A 23388-nucleotide genomic window follows, 5' to 3' on the forward strand; every position below is an offset into this window, starting at 1 on the left:
GGACGGTCCCACCAGCTGGTCGAGGAGGCCCCGAGCGCAGCGAGGAGCCGTCACGAGACCACGCGACGCACCCGCCCGACGCGACCATGCGCATGGCCGGGCAGGAGCCGCGGTCGCGGGGTCTCGTGACGCGTGCTCGCCCAGGGGCTCGCGCGCTCCTCGACCAGCTGGTGGTGGAGGCGCGCTCGTCCTTCGTGACGTCCTCCTCCTTCCAGCCGGTCGAGGAGGCCCCGAGCGCAGCGAGGAGCCGTCACGAGACCACGCGACGCACCCGCTCGACGCGACCACGCGCGCGGCCGGGCAGGAGCGGCCGTCGCGGGGTCTCGTGACGCGTGCTCGCCCAGGGGCTCGCGCGCTCCTCGACCAGCTGGCGGTGGAGGCGCGCTCGTCCTTCGTGACGTCCTCCTCCTTCCAGCTGGTCGAGGAGGCCCCGAGCAGGCGAGGAGCCGTCACGAGACCACGCGACGTACCCGCTCGACGCGACCATGCGCGTGGCCGGGCAGGAGCCGCGGTCGCGTGGTCTCGTGACGCCTGCTCGCTGCGCTCGCGCGCTCCTCGACCAGCTGGTGGGTGCAGGACCGCCGCATCCGCAGGGCTGGATGCGAGGATCGAGGCATGCAGCCCAACCCGCAGTACCGCGTCGAGGACCCCGAGTTCGTGCGCGCGCTCGTCGGCACGCATCCGTGGGCCACCGTCGTGAGCCACCTCGACGGCGCTCCCGTCGCATCCCATACGCCCCTGCTGCTCGACGAGGCGCCGGGCGCGAACGACGGCGACGCCCTCGCCTTCGTGACCCATCTCGGCCGCGCCGACGCTCGGCTGCACGGCCTCGTGGGCGGTGGCGCCACGGGGCGCGGCACGATGCTCGTCGTGATCCAGGGCGACCACGACTACGTCTCCCCCACCTGGTACCTCGGCGCCGACGACGGCCAGGTGCCGACGTGGAACTTCGAGGCCGTGCACGCCGTGTGCGACGTCGAGGTCGTGTCGCACGACGAGAACGTCGCGACCCTCGAGCGCCTCGTCGCCCACTTCGAGGGCGACCGGCCGGGCGCGAAGCGGCTCGACGTCGACGACGAGACGAACCTCGGCCTCGCGATGGGCACGACGGGCCTGCGCCTGACGGTGCGCTCGTGGACGGCGAAGTCGAAGCTGTCGCAGAACAAGTCGGCCGAGACGCGGGCGAGCGTCATCGCGCATCTGCGCGGCATCCACCCCGGCCTCGCCGAGCGCATGCAGGCGTCCCTCGACGCCGATCTCGCAGCGACCCCAACCGAACCGGCGACCTCTGCGTCGTAGGGGGTAGAGGGATGGCTGCGCACTGGGAGACCGTCGTGACCCGACTGGTCGCAGAGCGCGGTGCTGCCCTCACCCGATACGCCGCGCTGCTGTGCGGCGACGACGAGGAGGCGAGGGACCTGGTGCAGGATGCGCTGGCCGCGACGTTCGGTCGCCTTCGGAACGGCTTCGAGGTCGAGCAGGCCGAGGCGTACGTGCGGCGTGCGATCGCGAACCGCTTCCTCGACCGGGCGCGCAGGCGGCAGCGGTGGCAGCGCATCCGTCCGCTCGTCGTGCCGCACGAGCGCCTCGACTCTGGCTCGACGCTCACCGGCGCGCACCTCGACATGGCGGCGCGGCTCGAGCGGCTGAGCCCGCGCGAGCGGGCATGCGTCGTGCTGCGCTACTACGAGGACCGGTCGGTCGACGAGACGGCGAAGGAGCTCGGCATCGCGCCGGGCTCGGTGAAGCGGTACGTGAGCGACGCCATGGCGAAGCTGCGCGAGCAGCTCGCCACCGAGGAGACGACGCAGCAGGAGGGGGCGTGATGGACGACGACGAGCTGCGCGAGCGCCTGCGCGCGATGCCCGAGCCGACGACGGCGATCGACGTCGACGCCGTCGTGACGGACGCGCGTCGGCGCCGCCGCCCGAAGGTGATCGGCACCGGCGTGGCCGTGGGGGCCGCGTGCCTCGCCTTCCTGGCGCCCGTCGTCGTGCCGGGGCTGCTCGGCCCCGACCCCGTGACGTCGACGCTGCAGGAGGCGGGCGTCGCCGAGCAGGGCGATTCGGGTGCCGAGCCAGAGGCGCCAGCACCCGCCGCGACCAGCGAGGCGCCGACGAGCGCCGAGGAGGCGCAGCCGACCGACCAGGCGGATCCGGCCCCGACGTACTACGGCGACCAGGGCGCGTCTGGGTGCCCATTCACGGAGGCCGACGTCCTGCAGCCCGGGCTCGTGCTCTCGTTCGCCGCCCCGCCAGCCGACGGCGTCACGACGCTGCTCGTGGAGAACCAGTCGTCCGCGGCGATCGTGGTGCGCATCGGCGACGTCGGCGTCGCGACGTACGCGGGCGGCGTGCTCGCCGGGCTCTCGGTGCTCGACCCCGCTTCGTCGCTCGACGGGCCCGTGCTCCGGCTCGCGCCCGGCGAGGTCGCGTCGCTCGACGTCGCCGTCGACCTCCACCCGGTCGGATGCGGCGGCTCGGGTGGTCTCGGAGGGATCACGCTGCCGCTCGTCGCCATCGCGCTCGGCGAGGACGCAGTCGTGCAGCAGCGTCTCGCCCTCGGCACGGCACCGTGAGTCGTTCGCTCAGAGCACTCCCACGTCCCCGCATTCCCAAGGTTCTCGCGTAGACCCGCCGGGTAGGCTCGCGCCGAAGCGACCACCCGAGGGGGGATGGATGCCCACCAGCATCGTCAGAGGCATCGTGGCTGCCGGCATCGCGGCGGCTGCGGGGCTCGGCCTGAGCGCGGGGGCGCTCGTGACCGAGGACCCCGTCGACCTCGGCGGCGACGTGTTCGTCGACGAGACGGGGCAGTTCGACGTCGGCGAGGTCACGGCTGCGCTCGAGGCCGTCAACGCCGAGTCCGACGTGCAGGTGTACGCCGTCGTGGTGTCGTCGTTCGACGGCCTCGCCCAGGGCGACTGGTCGAACCAGGCGGCGACCGCGTCGGGCCTCTCCGCGGACTCGGTGCTGCTGTCGATCGCGATCGACGACGGCCAGTACGGCACGTCGACGGGTTCGGGCGTCGACCGCTCGACCGACCAGATCGACGACGCCGCGACGAACTACCTCGAGCCCGCGCTGAACGACGGCGACCTCGAGGGCGGCATCGCCGCCTTCGCCGATCGCATCGCCGAGGATGCGGCGACGCCCGGCGAGACGGCGGTGCAGACCGGCGGCGCCGTCGTCGGCGGCATCGCCGTCGTCGGCGTGGGCGCGGGCGTGACCGCGCTGCTCGTGCGACGGAGCCGCAAGAAGAAGGCGGCGAAGGCGGAGGTCGAGCAGCACCAGCTGAGCCTCGACCAGCTCAAGCAGCGCGCCGACATCGCGCTCGTGCAGCTCGACGACACCGTGCAGCAGTCCGAGCAGGAGCTGCAGTTCGCCGAGGCGCAGTTCGGCGACGAGCCCGTCGCGCAGTACGCGCAGGCCGTCGAGCGCGCGAAGGGCGGCCTGCGCGAGGCGTTCCAGCTGCAGCAGCAGCTCGACGACGCCTTCCCCGACACCGACCAGGAGCGGCACGACTGGTCGAGCCGCATCCTGCAGATCGCCGAGGGCGCCACCGCCGAGCTCGGCAGCCAGGCGAAGGGATTCGAGCAGCTGCGCGACCTCGAGCGCACGGCTCCGCAGGCGCTCGAGGCTGCCGCGAAGGCCCGCACGGAGCTCGACGCGCGCATCGCGAACGCCAAGCAGATCCTGGACCGCCTCGACGACCGCTACACGGGCCACTCCATCGCGCCCGTGCAGCAGAACATCGCGGGCGCCGAGCGCCTGCTGCCCGCGATCGACGAGGCCGTCGCGCAGGGCCGGGGCGCGCAGGGCGGCCAGGCGGCCGTCGCCGTGCACGCCGCCGAGGCTGCCATCGCGCAGGCGCGGTCGCTGCTCGCCGGCGTCGAGCGCGCGGGCGACGACCTCGCCGCGACCGAGGAGCAGCTGCGCGCGCTCGTCGACGACACCGTCAACGACGTCGCGGTCGCCAGGTCGCTGCCGCGAGGCGCCACCGACCTCGCGCCGATCATCCAGCTCGCCGAGCAGGCGATCGCCGACGCGCGTCGCTCGCCGGTTGACGTCGCCGAGGTGCTGCCCAGGCTGCAGCGCGCGAACGACACGCTCGAGCAGGCGACGGGGCAGTCGCGCGAGGAGTCCGACAGGCAGGGACGCGCAGCCTCGTCGCTGCAGGGCTGGCTGACGTCGGCGCGGCAGAACATCGATGCGGCGGAGCAGTTCCTCTCCACCCGTCGCCTCGCGGTCGGCTCGCACGCTCGCCAGATGCTCGCGCTCGCGCAGGAGGACCTCGCGCAGGCGCTGCGCATGCAGTCGTCCGACGTCGCGGCTGCGACCGACGCTGCGCGCCGCGCGTCCGAGCGCGCCGAGCAGGCGATGCGCGATGCCGACGACGACGTGCGCGGCTACGGCGGCGGCGGCATGACCGGCGGCTTCGGCTCCCGCAACCCGTACTACCGAGGGCGTCGCGGCGTCCGCGACGGCTTCGACGGCGACGGCATCGGCGGCGGCATGGGCAACATCGGCGGCGCCGTCATGGGCGGCGTGCTCGGCTCGGTGCTCGGCAACATCCTCATGGGCGGCTCCCACCACGGCGGCGGCGACTGGGGTGCCTCGGCATCCGGCGGCGACGGCGGCGGCTTCTTCGGCGGAGGCGACGGCGGCGGCTTCTCGGGCGGCGGCGGCGACTTCGGCGGCTTCTTCGGAGGCGGCGGCAGCTTCGGCGGCTTCGACGGCGGTGGCGGCGACTTCTGAGTCGGCGCCGACCGCGACCCTCATCCATCCACACCATCCAGACCTCGACGGCACTCGAAAGGCAGATCATGTCCAAGCAGTCCATCCTCGGCCGCATCGCGCAGCTCGCGCGGGCGAACGTCAACGCGCTCCTCGACCAGGCCGAGGATCCCGCGAAGATGCTCGACCAGCTCGTGCGCGACTACACGAACTCGATCGCGGAGGCGGAGCAGGCCATCGCGCAGACCATCGGCAACCTGCGCATGCAGGAGCAGGACTACCAGGAGGACGTGCGCGCGTCGCAGGACTGGGGTCGCAAGGCGCTCGCCGCCAGCCAGAAGGCCGACCAGCTGCGCGGCGAGGGCTCGTCGGACGCCGACAAGTTCGACAACCTCGCCAAGGTGGCGCTGTCGAAGCAGATGCAGGCGGAGTCGGAGGCGCGCTCGGCCGAGCCCGGCATCCGCTCGCAGACCGAGGTCGTCGACAAGCTCAAGGGCGGCCTCGACACCATGAAGCAGAAGCTCGACGAGCTGAAGTCGAAGCGCTCCGAGCTCATCGCACGCCAGAAGACCGCGCAGGCGCAGTCGCAGGTGCACGACGCGATCAAGTCGATCGACATCATGGACCCGACGAGCGAGATCGGCCGCTTCGAGGAGAAGATCCGCCGCGAGGAGGCGAAGGTGCTCGGCCAGCAGGAGCTCGCGGCCTCGAGCCTCGACGCGCAGTTCGAGGCGCTCGAGAACCACGACCGCGACATCGAGATCGAGGCGCGCCTCGCCGAGCTGAAGCGCGGCCAGCAGCAGGCCGTCACGTCGGGCCAGCAGCAGTCGGCCGTCACCGACGGCACGGTCGACGCGGAGGTCGTCGACCGCTGATCGGCGGCACGGATGCGAGGGGGCGCGCCTGCGGGTGCGCCCCCTTCGTCGCCCTCCTGCCGCTGCTCCGCCGTCGACCGACCCGCTGGTCGAGGAGGCCCCGAGCGCAGCGAGGAGCCGTCACGCGACCTCGCGACGTGGCCGCTCGGCGCGACCATGCACGTGGCTGGGCAGGAGCGGCGGTCGCGTGGTCTCGTGACGCGTGCTCGCTGCGCTCGCGCGCTCCTCGACCAGCTGGTGGGGAGTCGAGCGGAGAACGGCAGCCGTCCCTACCGCCGCGGGCGGTACAGCCGCAGCGTGAGCGACGACGCCACCACGAGCACGCTCGACAGCGCCATCGCGAGGCCCGCGAGCATCGGCGTGAGCAGCCCGGCCATCGCGACCGGGATCGCGATGGTGTTGTAGGCGAACGCCCACACGAGGTTGAGGCGGATCGTCGCGAGCGTGCGGCGCGACAGCGCGATGGCGTCTGCGGCGGCCTCGAGGTCGCCGTGCACGAGGGTGACGTCGGCGGCGTGCTGCGCGGCATCCGTGCCGGTGCCCATCGCGATGCCGAGGTCGGCGGCGGCGAGCGCCGCCGCGTCGTTGACGCCGTCGCCCACCATCGCGACCGAGCCCTGCGCCTGCGCGGCACGCACGGCATCGACCTTGTCGGCGGGGGTCGCCGCGGCCGTGACGTCGTCGATGCCGACCTCGCGGGCGACGGCGTGCGCCGCGCGCGGGTTGTCGCCCGACACCATGGCCACGCGCACGCCCATGCGGGCGAGGCGGGCGACGGCGGCGGCGCTCGTGGCGCGCACCTCGTCGCGCACGGCGAGCACGCCGCGAGCCGCGCCGTCCCACGCGACGACGACCGTGGTCGCGCCACGTGCCTCGGCCTCGTCGAGCGCGGCGGCGAGGGATGCGGGCAGGGGAGCGGCCCACGCATCCGCGATCCACGCCGCCGAGCCCGCCTGGGCAGCGCGCTCGTCGACGACGCCGTGGATGCCGAACCCGGCGGCCGCCTGCACCGACGCCGCGGCGGGCGCGTCGGGCGCCGCGGCGACGATCGCCTTGGCGATGGGGTGCTCGCTGCCGCGCTCGAGCGATGCGGCGACGCGCAGCACGCGCTCGGCGTCCTCGCCGTCGGCGACCGTCGTCGTCTCGAGGCGCATGCGGCCGGCGGTGATGGTGCCGGTCTTGTCGGCGAGCAGCACGCGCACGCGGCGCGCGGCCTCGAGCACGCGAGCGTCGCGGATGAGGATGCCGAGTTCGGCGCCCGTCGTCGTGCCGGCGAGGAGCGCGGTGGGCGTCGCGAGGCCCAGCGCGCACGGGCACGCGATGATGAGCGTCGCGATCGCGGCGGTGAAGGCGCGCTGCACGTCGCCGGTGGCGACGATCCAGCCGACGAGCGTCAGCACCGAGAGCGCGACGACGACGGGCACGAACACCGACGAGATGCGGTCGGCGATGCGCTGCACCGCCGTCTTGCCCTCCTGCGCCTGCTCGAGCAGGCGGGCGATGCGGGCGAGCTCGGTGTCGCCGCCGACGGCCGTCGCGCGCACCACCAGCACGCCCGAGCCGTTGATCGTCGCGCCGACGACGGGCGACCCCTCGGTGACCTCGACGGGCATCGACTCGCCCGTCACGAGCGACGCATCGACCGTCGAGGCGCCCTCGACGACGATGCCGTCGGCGGCGATCTTCTCGCCGGGCACGACGCGGATGCGGTCGCCGACGACGAGGGCGTCGACGGGCACGCGCTCCTCGCCGGCGGCGGTGAGGCGCGTGGCCTCGCGGGCGCCGAGCCGCGCGACGGAGCGCAGCGCGTCGACGGAGCCTCGGCGTGCGCGGTGCTCGATGAGGCGCCCCGCGAGCAGGAAGGCCGTGACGGCCGCGACGACCTCGAGGTAGAGGCCAGCGTGCTCGCCGGTCGAGAGCAGCCCCTCCATGTGCATGCCCATCTCGCCGGCGCCACCCCACACGAGGGCCCACACCGACCAGAGGTAGGCGGCGGTGACGCCGAGCGACACGAGCGTGTCCATCGTCGTGGCGCCGTGGCGCAGGGCCAGCGCGGCGGCGCGGTGGAACGGCCATGCCGAGTAGGCGGCGATGGGCGTCGCGAGCACGAGCGACAGCCACTGCCACCCCTCGACCTGCAGCGCGGGCACCATGCCCATCGCGACGACGGGCGTGCCGAGCACGGCGGCGACGAACAGCCGCCACACGAGCGGCGAGTCCGAGCGCTCGCGGTCGGGCTCGGGCAGGGATGCGCCGTACCCGGTGGCCTCGACGGTCGCGATGGCGTCGGCGACGGACGTGCCCGCGGGCAGCGTCACGTGCGCGACCTCGGTCGCGTAGTTCACGGTCGCCTCGACGCCGGGCATGCGGCCGAGGCGCCGCTCGATGCGAGCGGCGCACGACGCGCACGTCATGCCCTGAATCTCGAGGTCGACGACCTCGGTGGGCATCAGTCGACGAGCGTGTAGCCGGCCTCGTCGACCGCGGCGCGCACGGCGGCGAGGTCGAGGGGGCCGTCGGCGTCGACGCGCACGGTGGAGGTGCCGCCTGCGACGAGCTCGACCTCGACGGCGCGCACGCCGGCGATCGCGCCGAGCTCCTCGCGCACGGACGACACGCAGTGGCCGCACGTCATGCCGGTCACGGCGAAGTCCTGCGTCTGCGCGGGGGCTGCCGTCTCGGCGGCGCCACCGCCGCAGCATCCGCCGCCGCAGCAGCCGCCCTGCTCGGCGACCTGCGGCGCGGTGGTGATCTCGACGTCCTGCTGCACGATGGTGCTCCTTCTCGTCACGAGCGGACGAGCCGGCCGATGGCCTGGCTCGCCTCGCGGATCTTCTCGTCGGCGACCGTGCCCCCGGACCTCGCGGCCTCGGCGACGCAGTGCGCCAGGTGGTCGTCGAGCAGCTGCAGCGCGACGGTCTCGAGCGCCTTCGTGGCGGCGGAGACCTGCGTGAGGATGTCGATGCAGTAGGTGTCCTCCTCGACCATGCGCGCGATCCCGCGCACCTGGCCCTCGGCTCGCTTGAGCCTGCGGAGGATCGCCTGCTTGTCCTCGGCGTAGCCGTGGCTGTGCTGCTCCATGCCGCAACCATACCCCTTGGGGGTATGGCGAGTCCAGGATGCGCGCAGCCCGGGAGCGCCGACATCCCGCGATCGAAGGGTGCGGGGTCGTACAGTGACCGCGTGACCACCGACGCACGCGCCGCCGCCGAGGCGAAGCTGGCAGGGCGCGACCTCACGCTCGACCTCGCACGCGTCGTGTGCGTGCTGCTCGTCGTCGTCGTGCACCTGCTCTTCGCGGGCGTCTCGGTGAGCGACGACGGCATCGCGCTCGAGCGCACGCTCGAGCTGCAGACCTGGTTCCCCGCGGCGACGTGGTTCGGCCTCATCATGCCGCTGTTCTTCGTCGTCGGCGGCTTCGCGTCGGCCGCCGGCTTCCGCAGCGCGCGCCGCCGCGGCGACGATCCCGAGGACTTCGCCCGCGTGCGCCTCGCCCGCCTCGCGCGCCCGTCGCTGCCGCTGTTCGTCTTCTTCGCGGTCGTGCTGGGCGTCGCGGCGCTGCTGCCGGTCGACCCCGCGTTCGTCGACGGCGTCGCGGTCGGCGTCGGCTCACCGCTGTGGTTCCTCGCGTCGTACATGCTCGTGCAGGCGCTCGCGCCGATCCTCATCGAGTGGCACGAGCGACGGCCGAGGACGACGCTCGCCGTGCTCGTGGCCGCTGCGTGCCTCACCGACCTCGTGCGCATCCTCGCGGGCGAGCCGCTCGTGGGCCTGCCGAACGTCGCCTTCGTGTGGCTCGCGGTGCAGCAGCTCGGATTCTGGATGCACGACGGCTGGTTCGCCGCGCGCCGCTGGTGGCAGCTCGCGCTCGTCGTCGTGGTCGCGTACGCGATCCTCCTCGTCGTGGTGCGCGTGGGCGACTACTCGACGAACATGCTCTCGAACCAGTTCCCGCCGACGGTGCCGCTGCTGCTGCTCGGCGTCGCGCAGGCGTGCCTGCTGCAGCTGCTGCACCGGCCGCTCACGGCGCTCATGCGTCTGCGGCCCGCGCAGGCGGTCGTGCTGCTGCTGGGCTCGCGGCTCATGACCGTCTACCTGTGGCACCTGCCGCTCATCATGCTCATGATCGGCGTGCAGCTCGTGCTGCCGTTCTCGCTCTCGACGCCCGGCACGGGGCAGTGGTGGCTCGAGCGCATCCCGTTCTTCCTGCTCGTGCTCGCGCTCGTGTCGCTGCTGTCGATCCCGCTCGTGCGGTTCGAGCGCGTGCAGGCGCTCGCGGAGGCGCCGCCCGCGTGGCGCACCGTCCTCGCGATCGTGCTGTTCATCGCGCCGCCGTTCGCGATCATGACGTTCGGCATGGACCTCCCGCTCGCGGCAGCCGGCGTCGTCGGCACCGTCGCGGCGCTGCTGCTGGCCCGCATCCCGCTCGCGCCCGCGCCGAGCGGCAGGCTGCTGCCGCGCGCGTGACCCTGCCTCACCCGCACGCAGCCGCGCTGTCCTAGGCTCCGCTCATGGAGACCACGTTCGACGCATCCGTCGACCCCGCGCTCGTCGCTCGCGCCCTCGCCCCCGCGCAGGAGGGCTCCGTGTGGCTCGACAGGCCGGCGCAGCGCCATCCGCGGCTCACGTCGCACGTGCGCGCCGACCTCGTCGTCGTGGGCGGTGGCTACCTGGGCCTGTGGACCGCGCTGAAGGCGGTCGAGCGCGAGCCCGGCACGAAGGTCGTGGTGGTCGAGGCGCACCGACTCGGCTGGGCGGCCTCGGGTCGCAACGGCGGCTTCTGCGACGCCTCGCTCACGCACGGCCGTGCGAACGGCGAGGCGCGCTGGCCCGACGAGCTCGACGAGCTCGAGCGGCTCGGCGTCGAGAACCTCGACGGCATGGGCGCCGACATCGAGCGCCTCGGCCTCGACGTGCAGTGGGAGCCCACCGGCTCGCTCACGGTCGCGACCGAGCCGCACCAGGTCGAGTGGCTGCGCACCGAGGCGATCGAGGACCGCGGCGTCTTCCTCAACGCCGAGCAGACGCGCGCCGAGCTCGACTCGCCGACGTTCCTCGGCGGCTACCTCGACCGCACGGGCACGGCCCTCGTGCATCCCGGCAGGCTCGTGCACGAGCTCGCCCGCGCATGCGTCGAGCGCGGCGTCGAGCTGTTCGAGCGCACGAAGGCCATCTCGATCGACACCGACGACGACGGCGTGACGGTGCACACGGGCGGCGGCAGCGTGCGCGCACCGCGCGCGATGCTCGCGACGAACGCCTTCCCGAGCCTGCTGCGGCGCGACCGGCTCTCGACCGTGCCCGTCTACGACTACGTGCTCGCGACCGAGCCGCTCACGGCCGAGCAGAAGGCGGCGATCGGCTGGGGCAGCCGCCGCGGCATCTCGGACGCCGCGAACCAGTTCCACTACTACCGGCTCACGGCCGACGATCGCATCGTGTGGGGCGGCTACGACGCCGTCTACTTCTACGGCGGTCGCATCCGCCCGCACCACGAGCGTCGACAGGCGTCGTTCGATCGGCTCGCGGCGCACTTCCTCACGACGTTCCCGCAGCTCGAGGACGTGCGCTTCGCCTACCGCTGGGCGGGCGTGATCGACACGTCGACCCGCTTCTGCGCCCAGTACGGGCTCGCCCGCGGCGGCAAGGTCGCCTACGCGAACGGCTTCACGGGCCTCGGCGTCGCCGCGACGCGCTTCGCGGCCGACGTGTGCCTCGACCGGCTCACGGGCGTGGACTCCGAGCGCACCCAGCTGCAGATGGTGCGGCAGCCGTCGATCCCGTTCCCGCCCGAGCCGTTCGCGTCGGCGGGCATCCAGGCGACCCGCTGGTCGCTCGATCGCGCCGACCACAACGCGGGCCGCCGCAACGTGCTGCTGCAGACGCTCGACGCGCTCGGCCTGGGCTTCGACTCGTGAGCCGCGTCGTGCGGCTCGCCGACCTCGACGTGCCGGTCGAGCCGCTCCCGGAGGCGGACGTCGTCGACGGCGCACCCTCGGCGGGATCCGTCGCGCTCGCGACGATCGGCGAGGTCGAGGTGGGCGTGTGGCGCATGACGCGGGGCGTCGCGACCGACGTCGAGGTCGACGAGGCGTTCGTCGTGCTCTCGGGCCGCGCGAGCATCCGCTTCGCCGACGGCGAGACCGTCGAGGCCTCGCCAGGGGACCTCGTGACGCTGCACGCGGGGGAGCGCACCGAGTGGACGGTGCACGAGACGCTCACGAAGGTCTACGTGGCCTGACGCCGCCGCGGCGTCGCCGCCCGGTACGCCGAGACGCTCGGCTCGTCGGGCAGCCAGCACCGCCACGGGAACCGCGCGCCGTCGCCGCCCTCGCCCGAGACGCCGACGCGCGGGCCCGTGCGATGCGGCAGCGGATGCGTCGGCAGCGCGCCGTCGACCGCGAGCGTCCACGGCCCGTCGCCCAGCAGGTCGGCGCCGTCGTCGGCGAGCGTCGCGCCGAGCGCCTGCGCGACGTTGCCGGGGCCGCGCGCGAGCTCGACGATGGGCGAGCGCCGCGGCCTCGCCTCCCGTCGCCTGCGGGCGAGCGGCTCGCCCTCGACGATCGCCCCCGCACGCACGAGGATGCCGAAGCCCTCCCGGTCGCCCGCGACGACGTTGATCGCGTGGTGCATGCCATAGGTGAAGTAGGCGTAGAGGTGCCCGGCCTCCCCGAACATCGTCGCGTTGCGCGCCGTGCGCCCGCGGAACGAGTGCGCACCCGGGTCGTCGGCGCCGCGGTACGCCTCGACCTCCGTGATGCGGATCGCCACGCGCCCCTCGGCCGTCCGGTGCGCGAGCGTCGCTCCCAGCAGCAGCGGCGCGACGACGACGGGGTCGCCCGCGAGCCAGGCCCGGTCCGGTCGCGTCACGGCTCGCGCGCGAGCAGCGCCTCGAGACCCGCGATCGTGGTCTCGAGGATGAACGAGAAGTAGGCCGCGTCCGCGGCGCGCACCTGCTCGGCGTCGCCGATGAACGGCTCGACGAGCGTCGCGCCGATGAGCAGGATCGCGGCGGAGTCGCTCGCCTGCAGGTCGGCGAGCATCGCCGCGTGGTCCCTGGGGCCGTCACCGTCGACGAGCCTGCGATCGTCGCCCATCGCGAGTGCCGAGAGCGTGTTGTTCAGCAGCGCGGCATAGGCGAGCGCCGCTCGGTCGCCGAACCCCGCGCGCTGCAGCGTCGCGACGCCCGCCTCGACCGAGGGCTCGAGCAGGGTGAGCGTGGGGCCGTGCATGAGCAGCCACTTCGCGACGCCCGGATGCGCACCGATGATCTCGCGCGAGGGCAGGATGACCGCACGGAACCAGTCCTGCCACGCGAGCGTCGGCTCGGGCAGCGCGATCTGGTCGAGCACGTGCTCGACGACGCGACGCACGATGACGTCCTTGCCGCCGACGTGGTGGTAGAGCACGGATGCGGCGACGTCGAGGCGACGGGCGAGGTCGCGCACCGACCAGCCCAGCAGGTGCGTCGCACGGGTGAGCGCGACCGCCTCGGCGACGATGCGCTCGGGAGTCAGGCCCACGTGGAAGGGCGCGTCGTCGGCCATGGCCCTCCGCATCGTCAGCGCCCAGTGTGCCGCATCCGCCGCGCGACGGAATGACGCAAGGGCTCGGAGGCGGTAGCGTGCATTCGAACGTCGTTCTACCACCCGTTCGAGAATGCAGGCTCCATGAACGCTCAGAGCTCCGTGCGAGGTCGCGCACCGATGGCTGCCGCGCTCGCTGCCGTGCTGCTCGCGTCGTTCGCGCAGATGACCATGCAGCCGGCCACCGCGCCGCTCGTGCTCGAGCTCGGCCTGGAGCCGTGGCACGTCGGGGTCGCGGTCGCCGCCTCCGCCGCGATGATGCTCGTCGCCGTGCCGACGTGGATGCGCGTCGTGCACCGCCACGGAGCCCGCGGCCCGATCGTGTCGGCGATGCTGCTCGCGACGGTCGCGATGACGATCGTCGCCGTGCTCGTGATGCTCGCCCCGCGCGTCGGCATCCCCACGTGGGTGGTCGTCGTCGCGCTCGTCGTGCTGCGGGGCTTCGCGCTCGGCGCGTGCATCGCCGCGATCGTGCCCGCCGCTCGCCTCGTCATCGACGCGACGCAGGACGACGCGTGGCGCATGCGCGGCCTCGCGGGCATCGCATCGGTGCAGGGCATCTCGATCGTCGTCGGCGTCGGGCTCGGTGGTGGCCTGTCGTCGTTCGGCGCGCTCGTGCCCATCGCGGCATCGCCGCTGCTGCTCGGCATCGGTGCGCTCGCGGTCGCGCTGGGCGTGCCGCGCGGCATCCGCGCCGATCCCGCCGGCGAGCCGCCGACCAAGTCGCCGAGGGCGCTCGTCGATGCGCGCACGTGGCCGTTCGCGCTCGCCGCGCTCGCGCTGCTCGCGAGCGTCGCCTGCGTGCAGATCGTGCTCGGCTTCGTGCTGCACGACCGCTTCGACCTCGACGCGCCCATGACGGGATTCGCGACGGGATGGGTGCTGCTCGCCGGTGGGCTCGCTGCGGTCGTCGCACAGACGCGCATCGCACGCGCTGCGCGTCGTGGCGCCGTGCTCGCGCGCGTCGGCATCGCGTTCGCGGCGCTCGGCGTCGGCGGGCTCGCGATCGCCGACGGCCTGCTCCTGGTGCTCGCTGCGATCGTGCTCGCGGGCACCGGGGTCGGGCTGGCGCTGCCGGGCATCGCCCGCGCGGCGGGTGCGGTGACGCGCGACCGGACGACGACGCAGCTGCTCATGGGCACGACGACCGTGCTCGGCGTCGTCGTGGGGCCGCCGATCGGCACGCTGCTGCTCGGCATCGGCACGACCGCGCCGCTCGTCGCCTTCGGCGCGGTGCTGGTGGGCGCCTTCGTGCTGGTGCTCGTGCATCCCGCGTTCCGCGCGGCGCCCACGCCGACGCCGGTCGCCGGCGCTGCCGCGATCTGATCCCGTCTCGGGCGGGAGAGGGGCCGGGCCCGCGACACGCGGTCATCCGACTCTGGTGCCCTCGATAGGATTCGAACCTACGACCTTCTGCTCCGGAGGCAGACGCTCTATCCCCTGAGCTACGAGGGCAGGGGCGTCGACGAGACTAGCACCCGGGCACGCATGCGCCGTCCAGCCATCCCACCCCCGATGCGAGGAGTCGCCGTGATGCGTACCGTGCATGCCGAGTTCGCCATGGACGTCGACCAGGAAGCCGACTTCGTGCTGCTCCTGCTGCCGTCGACGGGCCACCAGACCGACGAGACGCTCGCGCTGGCGCTCGACGGCGAGCCGGTCGCGTCGACCGAGCGCGAGAGCCGTCACGGCACGCGCGAGCTGTGCTTCACGGCCGGGCCCGGCCGGCTCACGTGCACGTTCGACGCGACGATCGAGGGCTCCGCGCCGTCGGCCGTCGGCGACGACCCGACCCGCTACCTCGCCGCGTCCCGCTACGTCGAGGTCGAGCAGCTGCGCGACCTCGCGTCGGAGCGCTTCGGCCGCGCAGAGGGATGGTCGGCCGTCGACGCCGTCGTGCGCTACGTCGCCCGCAACCTCGAGTACGACATGCAGCGCTCCGAGCTCGACGACGGCGCCGTCGCCACGCTGCGCAAGGCCGGCGGCATGTGCCGCGACTACGCGCACGTCGTCATCGCGCTCTGCCGCGCGCTGGGCATCCCCGCGCGCTACGCCTCCGTCTACGCGCCCGCGCTGCAGCCGCCGGACTTCCACGCCGTCGCCGAGGTGCACCTCGACGGCGAGTGGTGGGTCGTGGATGCGACGCACCTCGCACCGCGCCGCAGCATGGTGCGCATCGCGACGGGCGTCGACGCCGAGGAGACGGCGTGGGCGACGAACTCGCGCGGCTGGGTCACGCTCGAGCGGATCGCCGTGGCTGCGGCCGACGACGCGCTCGCCGAGGGCACGATCGACGACCGGCAGGAGCGCGTGCGGCTCGCATGAGCCGCCGGCTCAGCCGAGGTTCGCGATGACCTGCGCGGCCATCGACCGCGCCTGGTCGTCCGCGCCCTCGAAGTAGCGCGAGCCCACGAGCACGGCCCAGTCGTCGCTGCGCTCGCTCGCCGTCGTGAGGCCGCCGGCGTCGGCGTCGTCCGGCGCGTCCTCGTCGGCGGGCTGCACGCCGACGAGCAGCACGTCGCCGCTCGTGGCATGCTGCCACGCGCACACGACGCCGCCGCGTTCGACGATCGCCGAGAAGGCGTCGGGGAGCCCGCCGGCGGGGGAGGCCGTCGCGAGCATCTCGGGGTTGAAGTCGTACACCTGCTGCGGCGTGAGCACCTCGCTGCACGCGAGGTCGAGGTCGCCCTCGACGGGGCCGACGACGGGCGCCTCCGACGGCGCGGGCTCGAACGCAGAGGGATCCGGGTCCTCGGGGGCGTCCGAGGGCGCCGGCGCCTGCGTCGGCGTCTCGCTGGGCGCGTCGCCGTCGAGCGCGCCGGGCGTGCAGGCGGCGAGCGCGAGCGCGCCGGCGGCGGCGAGGACGACGACGAGGGCGCGAGAGCGTGGCATGCGGCCAGCATAGGATCGAGGGATGCATCCCGCCGCTCTCGCCGAAGCCCTCCTCGCCTCCGTGCAGGCGGTCGTCGGCGACCGAGCGGAGGTCGCCGCGAGCGACATCGTGCTCGAGCGGCCGCGCAGCCGGGAGCACGGCGACTGGACGACGAACGCCGCCATGCGCCTCGCGAAGCGCGTCGGCGTCGCGCCGCGCGACCTCGCCGCGCAGCTGCAGGAGCGCATCCAGGCCATCCCCGGCGTCGCCGCCGTGGAGGTCGCGGGCCCGGGCTTCCTCAACCTGCGCCTCGACGCGGCAGCCGCGGGCGAGCTCGCGCGCACGATCGTCGAGGCCGGCGGCGCCTACGGCCGCGGCGACTCGATGCAGGGCATCGCGATGAACCTCGAGTTCGTGTCGGCGAACCCCACGGGTCCGCTGCACCTCGGCGCCGTGCGCTGGGCCGCCGTGGGCGACTCGCTCGCGCGCATCCTCGACTCGCAGGGCGCCCGCGTGACCCGCGAGTACTACTTCAACGACCACGGCGCGCAGATCGATCGCTTCGCACGCAGCCTCGTCGCCGCCTGGCGCGGGCAGCCGACGCCGGAGGACGGCTACGGCGGGGCCTACATCGGCGACATCGCGAAGCGGGTCGAGGCCGAGAGCGAGATCGACCTGCTCGACCTCGACGACGACGCGCTGCAGGAGCACTTCCGCGCGCACGGCGTGCAGATGATGTTCGGCGAGATCAAGCAGTCGCTCGCCGACTTCGGCGTCGTGTTCGACGTGTTCTTCCACGAGCACGACGTGCAGGCCAACGGCGACGTCGAGCGCGCCATCGAGCGGCTGCGGGAGCGCGGGCACATCTTCGAGCAGGATGGCGCGACCTGGCTCCGCTCGACCGCGCTCGGCGACGACAAGGACCGCGTCGTCGTGCGCTCCAACGGCGCACCGGCGTACTTCTCGGGCGACCTCGCCTACTACCTCAACAAGCGCGAGCGCGGGTTCGAGCAGTGCTTCATCATGCTCGGCGCCGACCACCACGGCTACGTCGGTCGCATGATGGCGATGTGCGCGGCGTTCGGCGACGAGCCGCACGTCAACCTCGAGCTGCTCATCGGCCAGATGGTCAACCTCGTGCGCGACGGCAAGCCCGTGCGCATGTCGAAGCGCGCAGGCACGATCGTGACGATGGAGGACCTCGTCGAGGTCGTGGGCGTCGACGCCGCCCGCTACTCGCTCGCCCGCTCGAGCGTCGACACGCCCCTCGACATCGACCTCGAGCTGCTGCAGAAGCGCTCGAACGACAATCCCGTCTTCTACGTGCAGTACGCCCACGCGCGTACGTCCGCCGTGGCGCGCAACGCCTCCGCCGCCGGCGTCGACCGCTCGGCGTTCGACGCCGCGACGCTCGAGCACGAGACGGAGTCGGCACTGCTCGGCGCCCTCGCCGACTTCCCGCGCGTGCTCGCGCAGTCGGCGCAGCTGCGCGAGCCGCACCGCGTCGCCCGCTTCGCCGAGGAGCTCGCCGGCCTCTACCACCGCTGGTACGACGCGTGCCGCGTCGTGCCGCAGGGCGACGACGCCATCGAGGACGTCAACCGATCGCGCCTGTGGCTCAACGACGCCACCGGCCAGGTGCTGCGCACCGCCCTCGGCACCCTCGGCGTGAGCGCACCCGAGCGGATGTAGCGATGCCGCGGCGGCTGGTGCGCGTGGCCCTGGGCCTCGCGGGCATCGGCGCGCTCGTCGGCGCGACGGTCATCGCCGACGCGATCGTGCGCACCGAGATGGAGCGCATCGCCCGCGAGGAGATCGCCGTCGCGCTCGAGCTCGACGACCCCGACGAGGTCGATGCCGAGATCGAGGGCGGCAGCGCGATCCTGCAGCTGCTGCTGGGCTCGGTCGACCACGTCGCGATCACGGTCGTCGACCTCGACCTGGGCGTCGCCGACGGCACGTTCCACGCCGAGATCTACGACCTGCCGACGAATCCGCTCACGCCCATCCCGCGCGTGTACTCGTACATCTCGCTCGACCACGACTCGGTCGTGCAGCTCACGGGCGACTTCGTGGACGCGCCGGTCGTCGACGTCACGCTGCAGCCGCCCGCGCTGCGCGTCGAGCTGGAGGCGACGCTGTCGACGCGGTCGGCGCCCACCGACGTGACGGTCGTCGTCGAGCCCGTGACGCGCGGGTCGCGCATCGTGCTCGTGCCGCAGACGGTCGAGGTCGGCGCCTGGAACCTGACGCCCGCCGAGTTCGAGCAGCGGTTCGGCGTGCCCACGTCGTCGCTCTTCGACCAGACGGGCTTCTGCGTCGCCGACTCGGTGCCGACGACGATGGAGATCGCCGACGTGCGCGTGTCGAACGGCGCCGTGCTGCTCGTCTTCGCGATCGAGCAGCGCTCGGTGCTGCAGCTGCAGTCGCCGCACGGCAGCTGCGCGGGCTGATGCGCGTCGCCGCGTGACGAGCGGGGCGGATGCGCCATGCCGCGCCCGGTAGGCTGGCGACGTCAGGCTTCAGGGGCCAAGCCGGGTCCGCTCGCCTGCTGATCCGAGCGCTTCCGTGCCTGCAAGGGCCCGCGCTCGCACCGCAGGCGATCCCCACCCTCCACGGACCGACATGACCCATCCCCCTGAAGCAGACGCGCTCCAGCCCGCCATCTGGCCGGCGAGCGCCCACCGCGTCGACGGCGTCGTGCACGTCGGCGGCGCGAGCGTCGACGCGCTCGTCGCCGAGCACGGCACCCCGCTCATGCTGCTCGACGAGGACGAGCTGCGCGGCCGGGCCCGCCGCATCCGTGCCGCGTTCTCGGCGGTGCTCGACGACCCGATCGTCTACTACGCGGGCAAGGCGCTGCTCACGGCCGACGTCGCCAGGTGGGTCACGGCCGAGGGGCTCGGCGTCGACGTGTGCTCGGCGGGCGAGCTGGCTCTCGTGCGCGCCGCCGGCGTCGACCTGGCTCGTGTGGGCTACCACGGCAGCAACAAGTCGGAGGCGGAGCTGCGCGTCGCGGTCGCCGCGGGCGTCGGCACCATCGTGGTCGACTCCGAGCTCGAGCTCGAGCGCCTCACGCGCGTGGCCGCCGAGGCGGGCGTGCGCCAGGGCATGCGGCTGCGCATCAACGTGGGGGTGCACGCCTCGACGCACGAGTTCCTCGCGACGAGCCACGAGGACCAGAAGTTCGGCGTGCGCATCGACGACGCACCGACGCTCGTCGCGCGCATCCGTGCCGACGACGTGCTCGAGCTGCGCGGCCTGCACACGCACATCGGCTCGCAGATCTTCGACGGTGCCGGATTCGCGGCCGCGTTCGACCGCATGGTCGCGCTGCACGCGTCGCTGCTGCCCGGCGGCGCCCTGCCCGAGCTCAACGTCGGCGGCGGCTTCGGCATCGCCTACACCGAAGCCGACGACCCGCAGCCGATCGAGCAGATCGCCGCGTCGTTCGCCGAGGCGTTGCGGTCGGCATGCGCGCGCGAGGGCATCGCGATGCCGCGCGTCGCCATCGAGCCGGGCCGGTCGATCGCCGGCCCCGCGGGCGTGACGGTGTACCGCGTCGGCACGATCAAGCGCATGGAGCTCGCCGACGGCGAGCGCGTGTACGTCTCGGTCGACGGCGGCATGAGCGACAACCCGCGGCACGTGCTCTACGGCGCCCAGTACACGGCGCGCGTCGTGGGCCGGTCGTCGGATGCGGAGGCCGTGCGCGCCCGCGTCGTAGGGCTGCACTGCGAGTCCGGCGACATCGTCGTCGACGAGGTGCGCCTGCCCGGCGACGTCGCCCCCGGCGACCTGCTCGCGGTGCCCGCGACGGGCGCGTACTGCGCGAGCCTCGCCTCGAACTACAACATGACGCCCCGCCCGCCGATCGTCGCCGTCGCCGACGGCGCATCGCGCGTGCTCGTGCGTCGGGAGACCATCGACGACCTGCTCGCGCGCGACGCGGGCCTGGGAGGAACCGCATGACCGCCTACCGCAGCCTCAAGGTCGCGCTGCTCGGAGCCGGCAGCGTCGGCTCGCAGGTCGCGCGCCTGCTGCTCGAGCACGGCGACGAGCTCGCCGCCCGCGCCGGCGCGCGCATCGAGCTCGTCGGCATCGGCGTGCGCGATCTCGACGCGCAGCGCGACGTCGATCTGCCCCGCGAGCTGCTCACGACCGACCTCGCGCGCCTCGCTGCATCCGCCGACATCGTCGTCGAGCTGCTCGGCGGCATCGAGCCCGCGCGCACCCTCGTGCTCGACGCCCTCGGCGCGGGAGCCGACGTCGTCACGGCGAACAAGGCGCTCGTCGCCGCGCACGGGCCCGAGCTCTTCGACGCCGCCGAGCGCGTCGGCGGCCAGCTCGCGTTCGAGGCCGCCGTCGGCGGCGCGATCCCCATCATCCGCCCGCTCGAGGCGAGCCTGGCCGGCGACCGCATCACGCGCGTCATGGGCATCGTCAACGGCACGACGAACTACATCCTCGACCTCATGCACCGCGAGGGCGCGACGATGGAGGATGCGCTGGCCGAGGCGACGCGCCTGGGCTACGCCGAGGCCGACCCGACGGCCGACGTCGAGGGCTACGACGCCGCGTCGAAGGCCACGATCCTCGCGTCGCTCGCGTTCCACACGACCGTGCCGGTCGACCAGGTGCACCGCGAGGGCATCCTCGGCATCACGGCGGAGGTCGTGCAGCAGGCGGAGCGCGACGGCCGGGTCGTGAAGCTGCTCGCCATCTGCGAGCGCCTCGACGGCGCCGAGGGCGAGCGCGTCTCCGCACGCGTCTACCCGGCGCTCATCCCCGCCGACCACCCGCTCGCCGCCGTGCACGAGGCGAAGAACGCCATCTTCGTCACGGCGGAGGCCGCCGGCGACCTCATGTTCTACGGCGCGGGCGCCGGCGGCCCCGAGACGGCGTCGGCCGTGCTCGGCGACCTCGTCTCGATCGCGCGCCGCCACGTCATCGGCGGCCCCGGCCTCGCGGTGTCGAGCCACGCGAACCTGGCCATCGCGCCCATCGCCGACGTGCCCACCCGCTACCAGCTGCGCCTCGCCGTCGCCGACCGGCCCGGCGTGCTCGCCGCGATCGCGACGATCCTCGGCCAGCACGACGTGTCGATCGAGTCCATCGAGCAGCACGTGGCGGACGGGCCGACGGCTAGCCTGGTGCTCGGCACGCACGCCGCCCCCGAGGGCAGGCTGCAGCAGGTCGTCGACGCGCTGCGCACGCATGAGGACGTCGCGAGCATCGATCACGTCATCCGCATCGAGGCGCAGGCCTGAGCGGGGGAGAGGGACGCATGGCACACCAGTGGCGCGGAGTCATCCGCGAGTACGCAGACCGGCTCGACGTCACCGACTCGACGCCCATCGTGACGCTCGGCGAGGGCGGCACGCCGCTCATCGAGGCGACGCACCTCTCGGCGCGCGTCGACGCCCGCGTCTTCGTGAAGTTCGAGGGCATGAACCCCACGGGCTCCTTCAAGGACCGCGGCATGACGATGGCGGTCACGAAGGCCGTCGAGCAGGGCGCGAAGGCGATCGCCTGCGCCTCGACGGGCAACACGTCGGCCTCGGCCGCCGCCTACGCGGCGCACGCCGGCATCACCGCCGCCGTGCTCGTGCCCGACGGCAAGATCGCCATGGGCAAGCTCGCCCAGTCGGTCGTGCACGGCGCGCGCATCCTGCAGGTGCAGGGCAACTTCGACGACTGCCTCGAGATCACGAAGGAGCTGTCGCAGCACTACCCCGTGCACCTCGTCAACTCCGTGAACGACGACCGCATCGAGGGGCAGAAGACCGCCTCGTTCGAGATCGTCGACGTGCTGGGCGACGCGCCCGACCTGCACTTCATCCCCGTCGGCAACGCCGGCAACATCACGGCGTACTGGCGCGGCTACACGCAGGCGGCGCAGCACGGCGACGCGACGCGCACGCCTCGCATGCTCGGCTTCCAGGCGCTCGGCTCCGCGCCGATCGTGCGCGGCGAGGTCGTGCGCGAGCCCGACACCGTCGCGACGGCGATCCGCATCGGCAACCCCGCATCGTGGGAGCAGGCGCTCGCGGTGCGCGACGAGTCGCGTGGCGGCTTCTGGGCGATCGACGACGAGCGCATCCTCGCGGCGCAGCGGCTGCTGGCGCGCGACGAGGGCATCTTCGTCGAGCCCGCCTCGGCGATCAGCCTCGCGGGCCTGCTCGAGCGCCACGCCGCCGGCGAGGTGCCCAAGGGCTCCACCGTCGTGCTCACCGTCACGGGCCACGGCCTCAAGGACGCGCAGTGGGGCCTGAAGTCCGACGACGGCACGGATGCGTCGCCCCAGGTCGTGAAGGCCGAGACGAGCGAGGTCGCGAGCCTCCTGGGTCTCGCGTGACGCTCGTCGGTCGTCGCGTGCGCGTGCGCGTGCCCGCGACGAGCGCCAACCTCGGCCCCGGCTTCGACACGCTGGGCCTCGCGCTCAACGTGCACGACGAGCTCGACGTCGAGGCCATCGAGTCGGGCGTCGAGATCACGGTCGAGGGCGTCGGCGCCGGCGAGGTGCCGACGGATGCGACCCACCTCGTCGCTCGCGCGGCCCTCCACGCGTTCGAGCGCCTCGGCGTGCCCGCGCCGGGCCTGCGCATCCACGCCCGCAACGCCATCCCGCACTCGCGCGGCATGGGCTCGTCGGGTGCCGCGATCGTCTCGGGCGTGCTCGCGGCCGTCGGCCTCGTCGGCGACGACGTCGACGTCGACGACGCCACGGTGCTGCGCCTCGCGACGGAGCTCGAGGGGCACCCCGACAACGTCGCGCCCGCGATCTTCGGCGGCCTCACGATCGCGTGGGTCGACGACGAGGGCCCGCATCACACGGAGCTCGCGGTGCACCGCGGCGTCTCGCTGCTCGTGGCCGTGCCGCAGGAGCGCATGTCGACGTCGCTGGCGCGCAGCCTGCAGCCCGCCGACGTGCCGCACGCCGACGCCGTCTTCAACCTCTCGCGCGCCGCGCTGCTCATCGCAGCGCTCACGCAGACGCCCGGGCTGCTGTTCGCGGCGACCGAGGACCGCCTGCACCAGCGCTACCGCGCGTCGGCGATGCCGTCGACGAGCAGGCTGGTCGAGGCGCTGCGCGCCGCCGGCCACGCCGCCGTCGTCTCGGGTGCGGGGCCGTCGGTGCTCGTGCTCTCGAGCGATCCCGAGCAGCGTCTCGCGGCCGCCGAGATCGTCGCGGCGCAGGAGGATTCCTGGGAGTCCCACCTGCTCGCCGTCGACATCAAGGGTGGTACAGTCGAGAGCAATCCCCGCTAGTCCCGGCCACGATCCGTGTCCGCCTGCGGAGGATCACGAGACTCCAG

General features: G+C 73.6%; 22 protein-coding genes and 1 tRNA gene. 16 read left to right on the forward strand and 7 right to left on the reverse strand.

All coding sequences use genetic code 11. The annotated features are described in order from the left end of the window. The first annotated feature begins 615 nt into the window (after positions 1 to 615). The 5 genes from FS793_RS06170 (at position 616) to FS793_RS06190 (ending at position 5611) form a co-directional block, all read left to right on the forward strand. Positions 616 to 1299, forward strand: a complete 684-nt coding sequence (locus FS793_RS06170; protein WP_144719541.1) for an FMN-binding negative transcriptional regulator — start codon at positions 616 to 618, stop codon at positions 1297 to 1299. Positions 1300 to 1310: 11 nt separating this feature from the next. Beyond that, on the forward strand, positions 1311 to 1826 hold the full coding sequence (locus FS793_RS06175; protein WP_144719543.1) for a sigma-70 family RNA polymerase sigma factor: 516 nt from the start codon (positions 1311 to 1313) through the stop codon (positions 1824 to 1826). Further along, positions 1826 to 2578, forward strand: coding sequence for a hypothetical protein (locus tag FS793_RS06180; protein WP_144719545.1), 753 nt, complete (start codon positions 1826 to 1828; stop codon positions 2576 to 2578). Before FS793_RS06175 ends, FS793_RS06180 begins: the two co-directional genes overlap by 1 nt. Positions 2579 to 2678: 100 nt before the next feature. After that, complete coding sequence (locus FS793_RS06185) at positions 2679 to 4757, forward strand: TPM domain-containing protein (protein WP_144719546.1); 2079 nt, start codon at positions 2679 to 2681, stop codon at positions 4755 to 4757. A 68-nt stretch (positions 4758 to 4825) separates the two neighbouring features. Beyond that, positions 4826 to 5611, forward strand: a complete 786-nt coding sequence (locus FS793_RS06190) for a PspA/IM30 family protein (protein WP_144719547.1) — start codon at positions 4826 to 4828, stop codon at positions 5609 to 5611. Positions 5612 to 5880: 269 nt separating this feature from the next. Here FS793_RS06190 and FS793_RS06195 read toward each other — a convergent pair whose 3' ends face one another. From FS793_RS06195 to FS793_RS06205, 3 genes are read right to left on the reverse strand one after another with little or no spacing between them, the layout of a single operon-like run. Then, positions 5881 to 8061: a heavy metal translocating P-type ATPase gene (locus tag FS793_RS06195; RefSeq protein ID WP_144719548.1), complete on the reverse strand. Its 2181-nt coding sequence runs from the start codon at positions 8059 to 8061 to the stop codon at positions 5881 to 5883. Beyond that, entirely contained in the window at positions 8061 to 8381 is a 321-nt protein-coding gene (locus FS793_RS16570) for a heavy-metal-associated domain-containing protein (protein WP_260980045.1), read from the reverse strand. The genes FS793_RS06195 and FS793_RS16570 overlap by 1 nt, the downstream gene beginning before the upstream one ends. Before the next feature lie 17 nt (positions 8382 to 8398). Further along, complete coding sequence (locus FS793_RS06205) at positions 8399 to 8692, reverse strand: metal-sensitive transcriptional regulator (protein ID WP_144719549.1); 294 nt, start codon at positions 8690 to 8692, stop codon at positions 8399 to 8401. 102 nt (positions 8693 to 8794) lie between these two features. On the opposite strand from FS793_RS06205, the gene FS793_RS06210 reads away from it, so the two are divergent. From FS793_RS06210 to FS793_RS06220, 3 genes are read left to right on the forward strand one after another with little or no spacing between them, the layout of a single operon-like run. Continuing rightward, complete coding sequence (locus FS793_RS06210) at positions 8795 to 10078, forward strand: acyltransferase family protein (RefSeq protein WP_144719550.1); 1284 nt, start codon at positions 8795 to 8797, stop codon at positions 10076 to 10078. A gap of 44 nt (positions 10079 to 10122) precedes the next feature. Then, positions 10123 to 11529: an NAD(P)/FAD-dependent oxidoreductase gene (locus tag FS793_RS06215; protein WP_144719551.1), complete on the forward strand. Its 1407-nt coding sequence runs from the start codon at positions 10123 to 10125 to the stop codon at positions 11527 to 11529. Continuing rightward, positions 11526 to 11852 (forward strand): cupin domain-containing protein, encoded by a 327-nt coding sequence (locus FS793_RS06220; protein WP_144719552.1) that lies wholly within the window; start codon positions 11526 to 11528, stop codon positions 11850 to 11852. The genes FS793_RS06215 and FS793_RS06220 overlap by 4 nt, the downstream gene beginning before the upstream one ends. Here FS793_RS06220 and FS793_RS06225 read toward each other — a convergent pair. Both FS793_RS06225 and FS793_RS06230 read right to left on the reverse strand, forming a co-directional pair. Next, positions 11840 to 12481, reverse strand: coding sequence for a DNA-3-methyladenine glycosylase (locus tag FS793_RS06225; RefSeq protein WP_144719553.1), 642 nt, complete (start codon positions 12479 to 12481; stop codon positions 11840 to 11842). The two genes, FS793_RS06220 and FS793_RS06225, sit on opposite strands and share 13 nt — an antisense overlap. After that, positions 12478 to 13158, reverse strand: a complete 681-nt coding sequence (locus FS793_RS06230; protein ID WP_144719554.1) for a TetR/AcrR family transcriptional regulator — start codon at positions 13156 to 13158, stop codon at positions 12478 to 12480. The genes FS793_RS06225 and FS793_RS06230 overlap by 4 nt, the downstream gene beginning before the upstream one ends. A 159-nt stretch (positions 13159 to 13317) precedes the next feature. Between FS793_RS06230 and FS793_RS06235 the strand changes: the two genes are divergently transcribed. Further along, complete coding sequence (locus FS793_RS06235) at positions 13318 to 14523, forward strand: MFS transporter (protein ID WP_186329358.1); 1206 nt, start codon at positions 13318 to 13320, stop codon at positions 14521 to 14523. Between the two features lie 53 nt (positions 14524 to 14576). On the opposite strand, the gene FS793_RS06240 is transcribed toward FS793_RS06235, so the two are convergent. Next, positions 14577 to 14652: transfer RNA gene (locus FS793_RS06240), tRNA-Arg, on the reverse strand. A 78-nt stretch (positions 14653 to 14730) separates the two neighbouring features. Here FS793_RS06240 and FS793_RS06245 point away from each other — a divergent pair. Beyond that, positions 14731 to 15522: a transglutaminase-like domain-containing protein gene (locus FS793_RS06245; RefSeq protein ID WP_186329359.1), complete on the forward strand. Its 792-nt coding sequence runs from the start codon at positions 14731 to 14733 to the stop codon at positions 15520 to 15522. A 9-nt stretch (positions 15523 to 15531) separates the two neighbouring features. On the opposite strand, the gene FS793_RS06250 is transcribed toward FS793_RS06245, so the two are convergent. After that, entirely contained in the window at positions 15532 to 16089 is a 558-nt protein-coding gene (locus FS793_RS06250; protein ID WP_144719557.1) for a hypothetical protein, read from the reverse strand. A gap of 22 nt (positions 16090 to 16111) precedes the next feature. On the opposite strand from FS793_RS06250, the gene argS reads away from it, so the two are divergent. The 6 genes from argS (at position 16112) to thrB (ending at position 23341) form a co-directional block, all read left to right on the forward strand. Continuing rightward, positions 16112 to 17761: an arginine--tRNA ligase gene (gene argS, locus FS793_RS06255; protein ID WP_144719558.1), complete on the forward strand. Its 1650-nt coding sequence runs from the start codon at positions 16112 to 16114 to the stop codon at positions 17759 to 17761. Between the two features lie 2 nt (positions 17762 to 17763). Then, positions 17764 to 18522: an LmeA family phospholipid-binding protein gene (locus FS793_RS06260; protein WP_144719559.1), complete on the forward strand. Its 759-nt coding sequence runs from the start codon at positions 17764 to 17766 to the stop codon at positions 18520 to 18522. A 172-nt stretch (positions 18523 to 18694) separates the two neighbouring features. Then, positions 18695 to 20041: a diaminopimelate decarboxylase gene (gene lysA / locus FS793_RS06265; protein WP_144719560.1), complete on the forward strand. Its 1347-nt coding sequence runs from the start codon at positions 18695 to 18697 to the stop codon at positions 20039 to 20041. Beyond that, positions 20038 to 21339: a homoserine dehydrogenase gene (locus FS793_RS06270; protein WP_144719561.1), complete on the forward strand. Its 1302-nt coding sequence runs from the start codon at positions 20038 to 20040 to the stop codon at positions 21337 to 21339. The genes lysA and FS793_RS06270 overlap by 4 nt, the downstream gene beginning before the upstream one ends. Before the next feature lie 17 nt (positions 21340 to 21356). Then, positions 21357 to 22427: a threonine synthase gene (gene thrC, locus FS793_RS06275; protein ID WP_144719562.1), complete on the forward strand. Its 1071-nt coding sequence runs from the start codon at positions 21357 to 21359 to the stop codon at positions 22425 to 22427. Further along, positions 22424 to 23341 carry a homoserine kinase gene (gene thrB / locus FS793_RS06280; RefSeq protein ID WP_144719563.1) on the forward strand — a complete coding sequence of 306 codons (918 nt, stop codon included), beginning with the start codon at positions 22424 to 22426 and terminating at the stop codon, positions 23339 to 23341. Before thrC ends, thrB begins: the two co-directional genes overlap by 4 nt. The last annotated feature ends 47 nt before the right edge of the window (positions 23342 to 23388 follow it).

The organism is Agrococcus jejuensis (assembly GCF_007679035.1).
In the GTDB taxonomy this organism is placed as follows: domain Bacteria; phylum Actinomycetota; class Actinomycetes; order Actinomycetales; family Microbacteriaceae; genus Agrococcus; species Agrococcus jejuensis_A.

Excerpts from the sequence above, each read along its gene's own strand:
- FS793_RS06230 (WP_144719554.1), bottom strand. The coding sequence starts at position 13,158 with ATGGCCGACGACGCGCCCTTCCACGTGGGCCTGACTCCCGAGCGCATC.
- FS793_RS06170 (WP_144719541.1), top strand. The coding sequence starts at position 616 with ATGCAGCCCAACCCGCAGTACCGCGTCGAGGACCCCGAGTTCGTGCGC.
- FS793_RS06185 (WP_144719546.1), top strand. The coding sequence starts at position 2,679 with ATGCCCACCAGCATCGTCAGAGGCATCGTGGCTGCCGGCATCGCGGCG.
- FS793_RS06175 (WP_144719543.1), top strand. The coding sequence starts at position 1,311 with ATGGCTGCGCACTGGGAGACCGTCGTGACCCGACTGGTCGCAGAGCGC.
- lysA (WP_144719560.1), top strand. The coding sequence starts at position 18,695 with ATGACCCATCCCCCTGAAGCAGACGCGCTCCAGCCCGCCATCTGGCCG.
- FS793_RS06260 (WP_144719559.1), top strand. The coding sequence starts at position 17,764 with ATGCCGCGGCGGCTGGTGCGCGTGGCCCTGGGCCTCGCGGGCATCGGC.
- FS793_RS06180 (WP_144719545.1), top strand. The coding sequence starts at position 1,826 with ATGGACGACGACGAGCTGCGCGAGCGCCTGCGCGCGATGCCCGAGCCG.
- FS793_RS06270 (WP_144719561.1), top strand. The coding sequence starts at position 20,038 with ATGACCGCCTACCGCAGCCTCAAGGTCGCGCTGCTCGGAGCCGGCAGC.
- FS793_RS06245 (WP_186329359.1), top strand. The coding sequence starts at position 14,731 with ATGCGTACCGTGCATGCCGAGTTCGCCATGGACGTCGACCAGGAAGCC.
- FS793_RS06235 (WP_186329358.1), top strand. The coding sequence starts at position 13,318 with ATGGCTGCCGCGCTCGCTGCCGTGCTGCTCGCGTCGTTCGCGCAGATG.
- FS793_RS06205 (WP_144719549.1), bottom strand. The coding sequence starts at position 8,692 with ATGGAGCAGCACAGCCACGGCTACGCCGAGGACAAGCAGGCGATCCTC.
- thrC (WP_144719562.1), top strand. The coding sequence starts at position 21,357 with ATGGCACACCAGTGGCGCGGAGTCATCCGCGAGTACGCAGACCGGCTC.
- FS793_RS06190 (WP_144719547.1), top strand. The coding sequence starts at position 4,826 with ATGTCCAAGCAGTCCATCCTCGGCCGCATCGCGCAGCTCGCGCGGGCG.
- argS (WP_144719558.1), top strand. The coding sequence starts at position 16,112 with ATGCATCCCGCCGCTCTCGCCGAAGCCCTCCTCGCCTCCGTGCAGGCG.
- FS793_RS06215 (WP_144719551.1), top strand. The coding sequence starts at position 10,123 with ATGGAGACCACGTTCGACGCATCCGTCGACCCCGCGCTCGTCGCTCGC.
- FS793_RS06195 (WP_144719548.1), bottom strand. The coding sequence starts at position 8,061 with ATGCCCACCGAGGTCGTCGACCTCGAGATTCAGGGCATGACGTGCGCG.
- FS793_RS06250 (WP_144719557.1), bottom strand. The coding sequence starts at position 16,089 with ATGCCACGCTCTCGCGCCCTCGTCGTCGTCCTCGCCGCCGCCGGCGCG.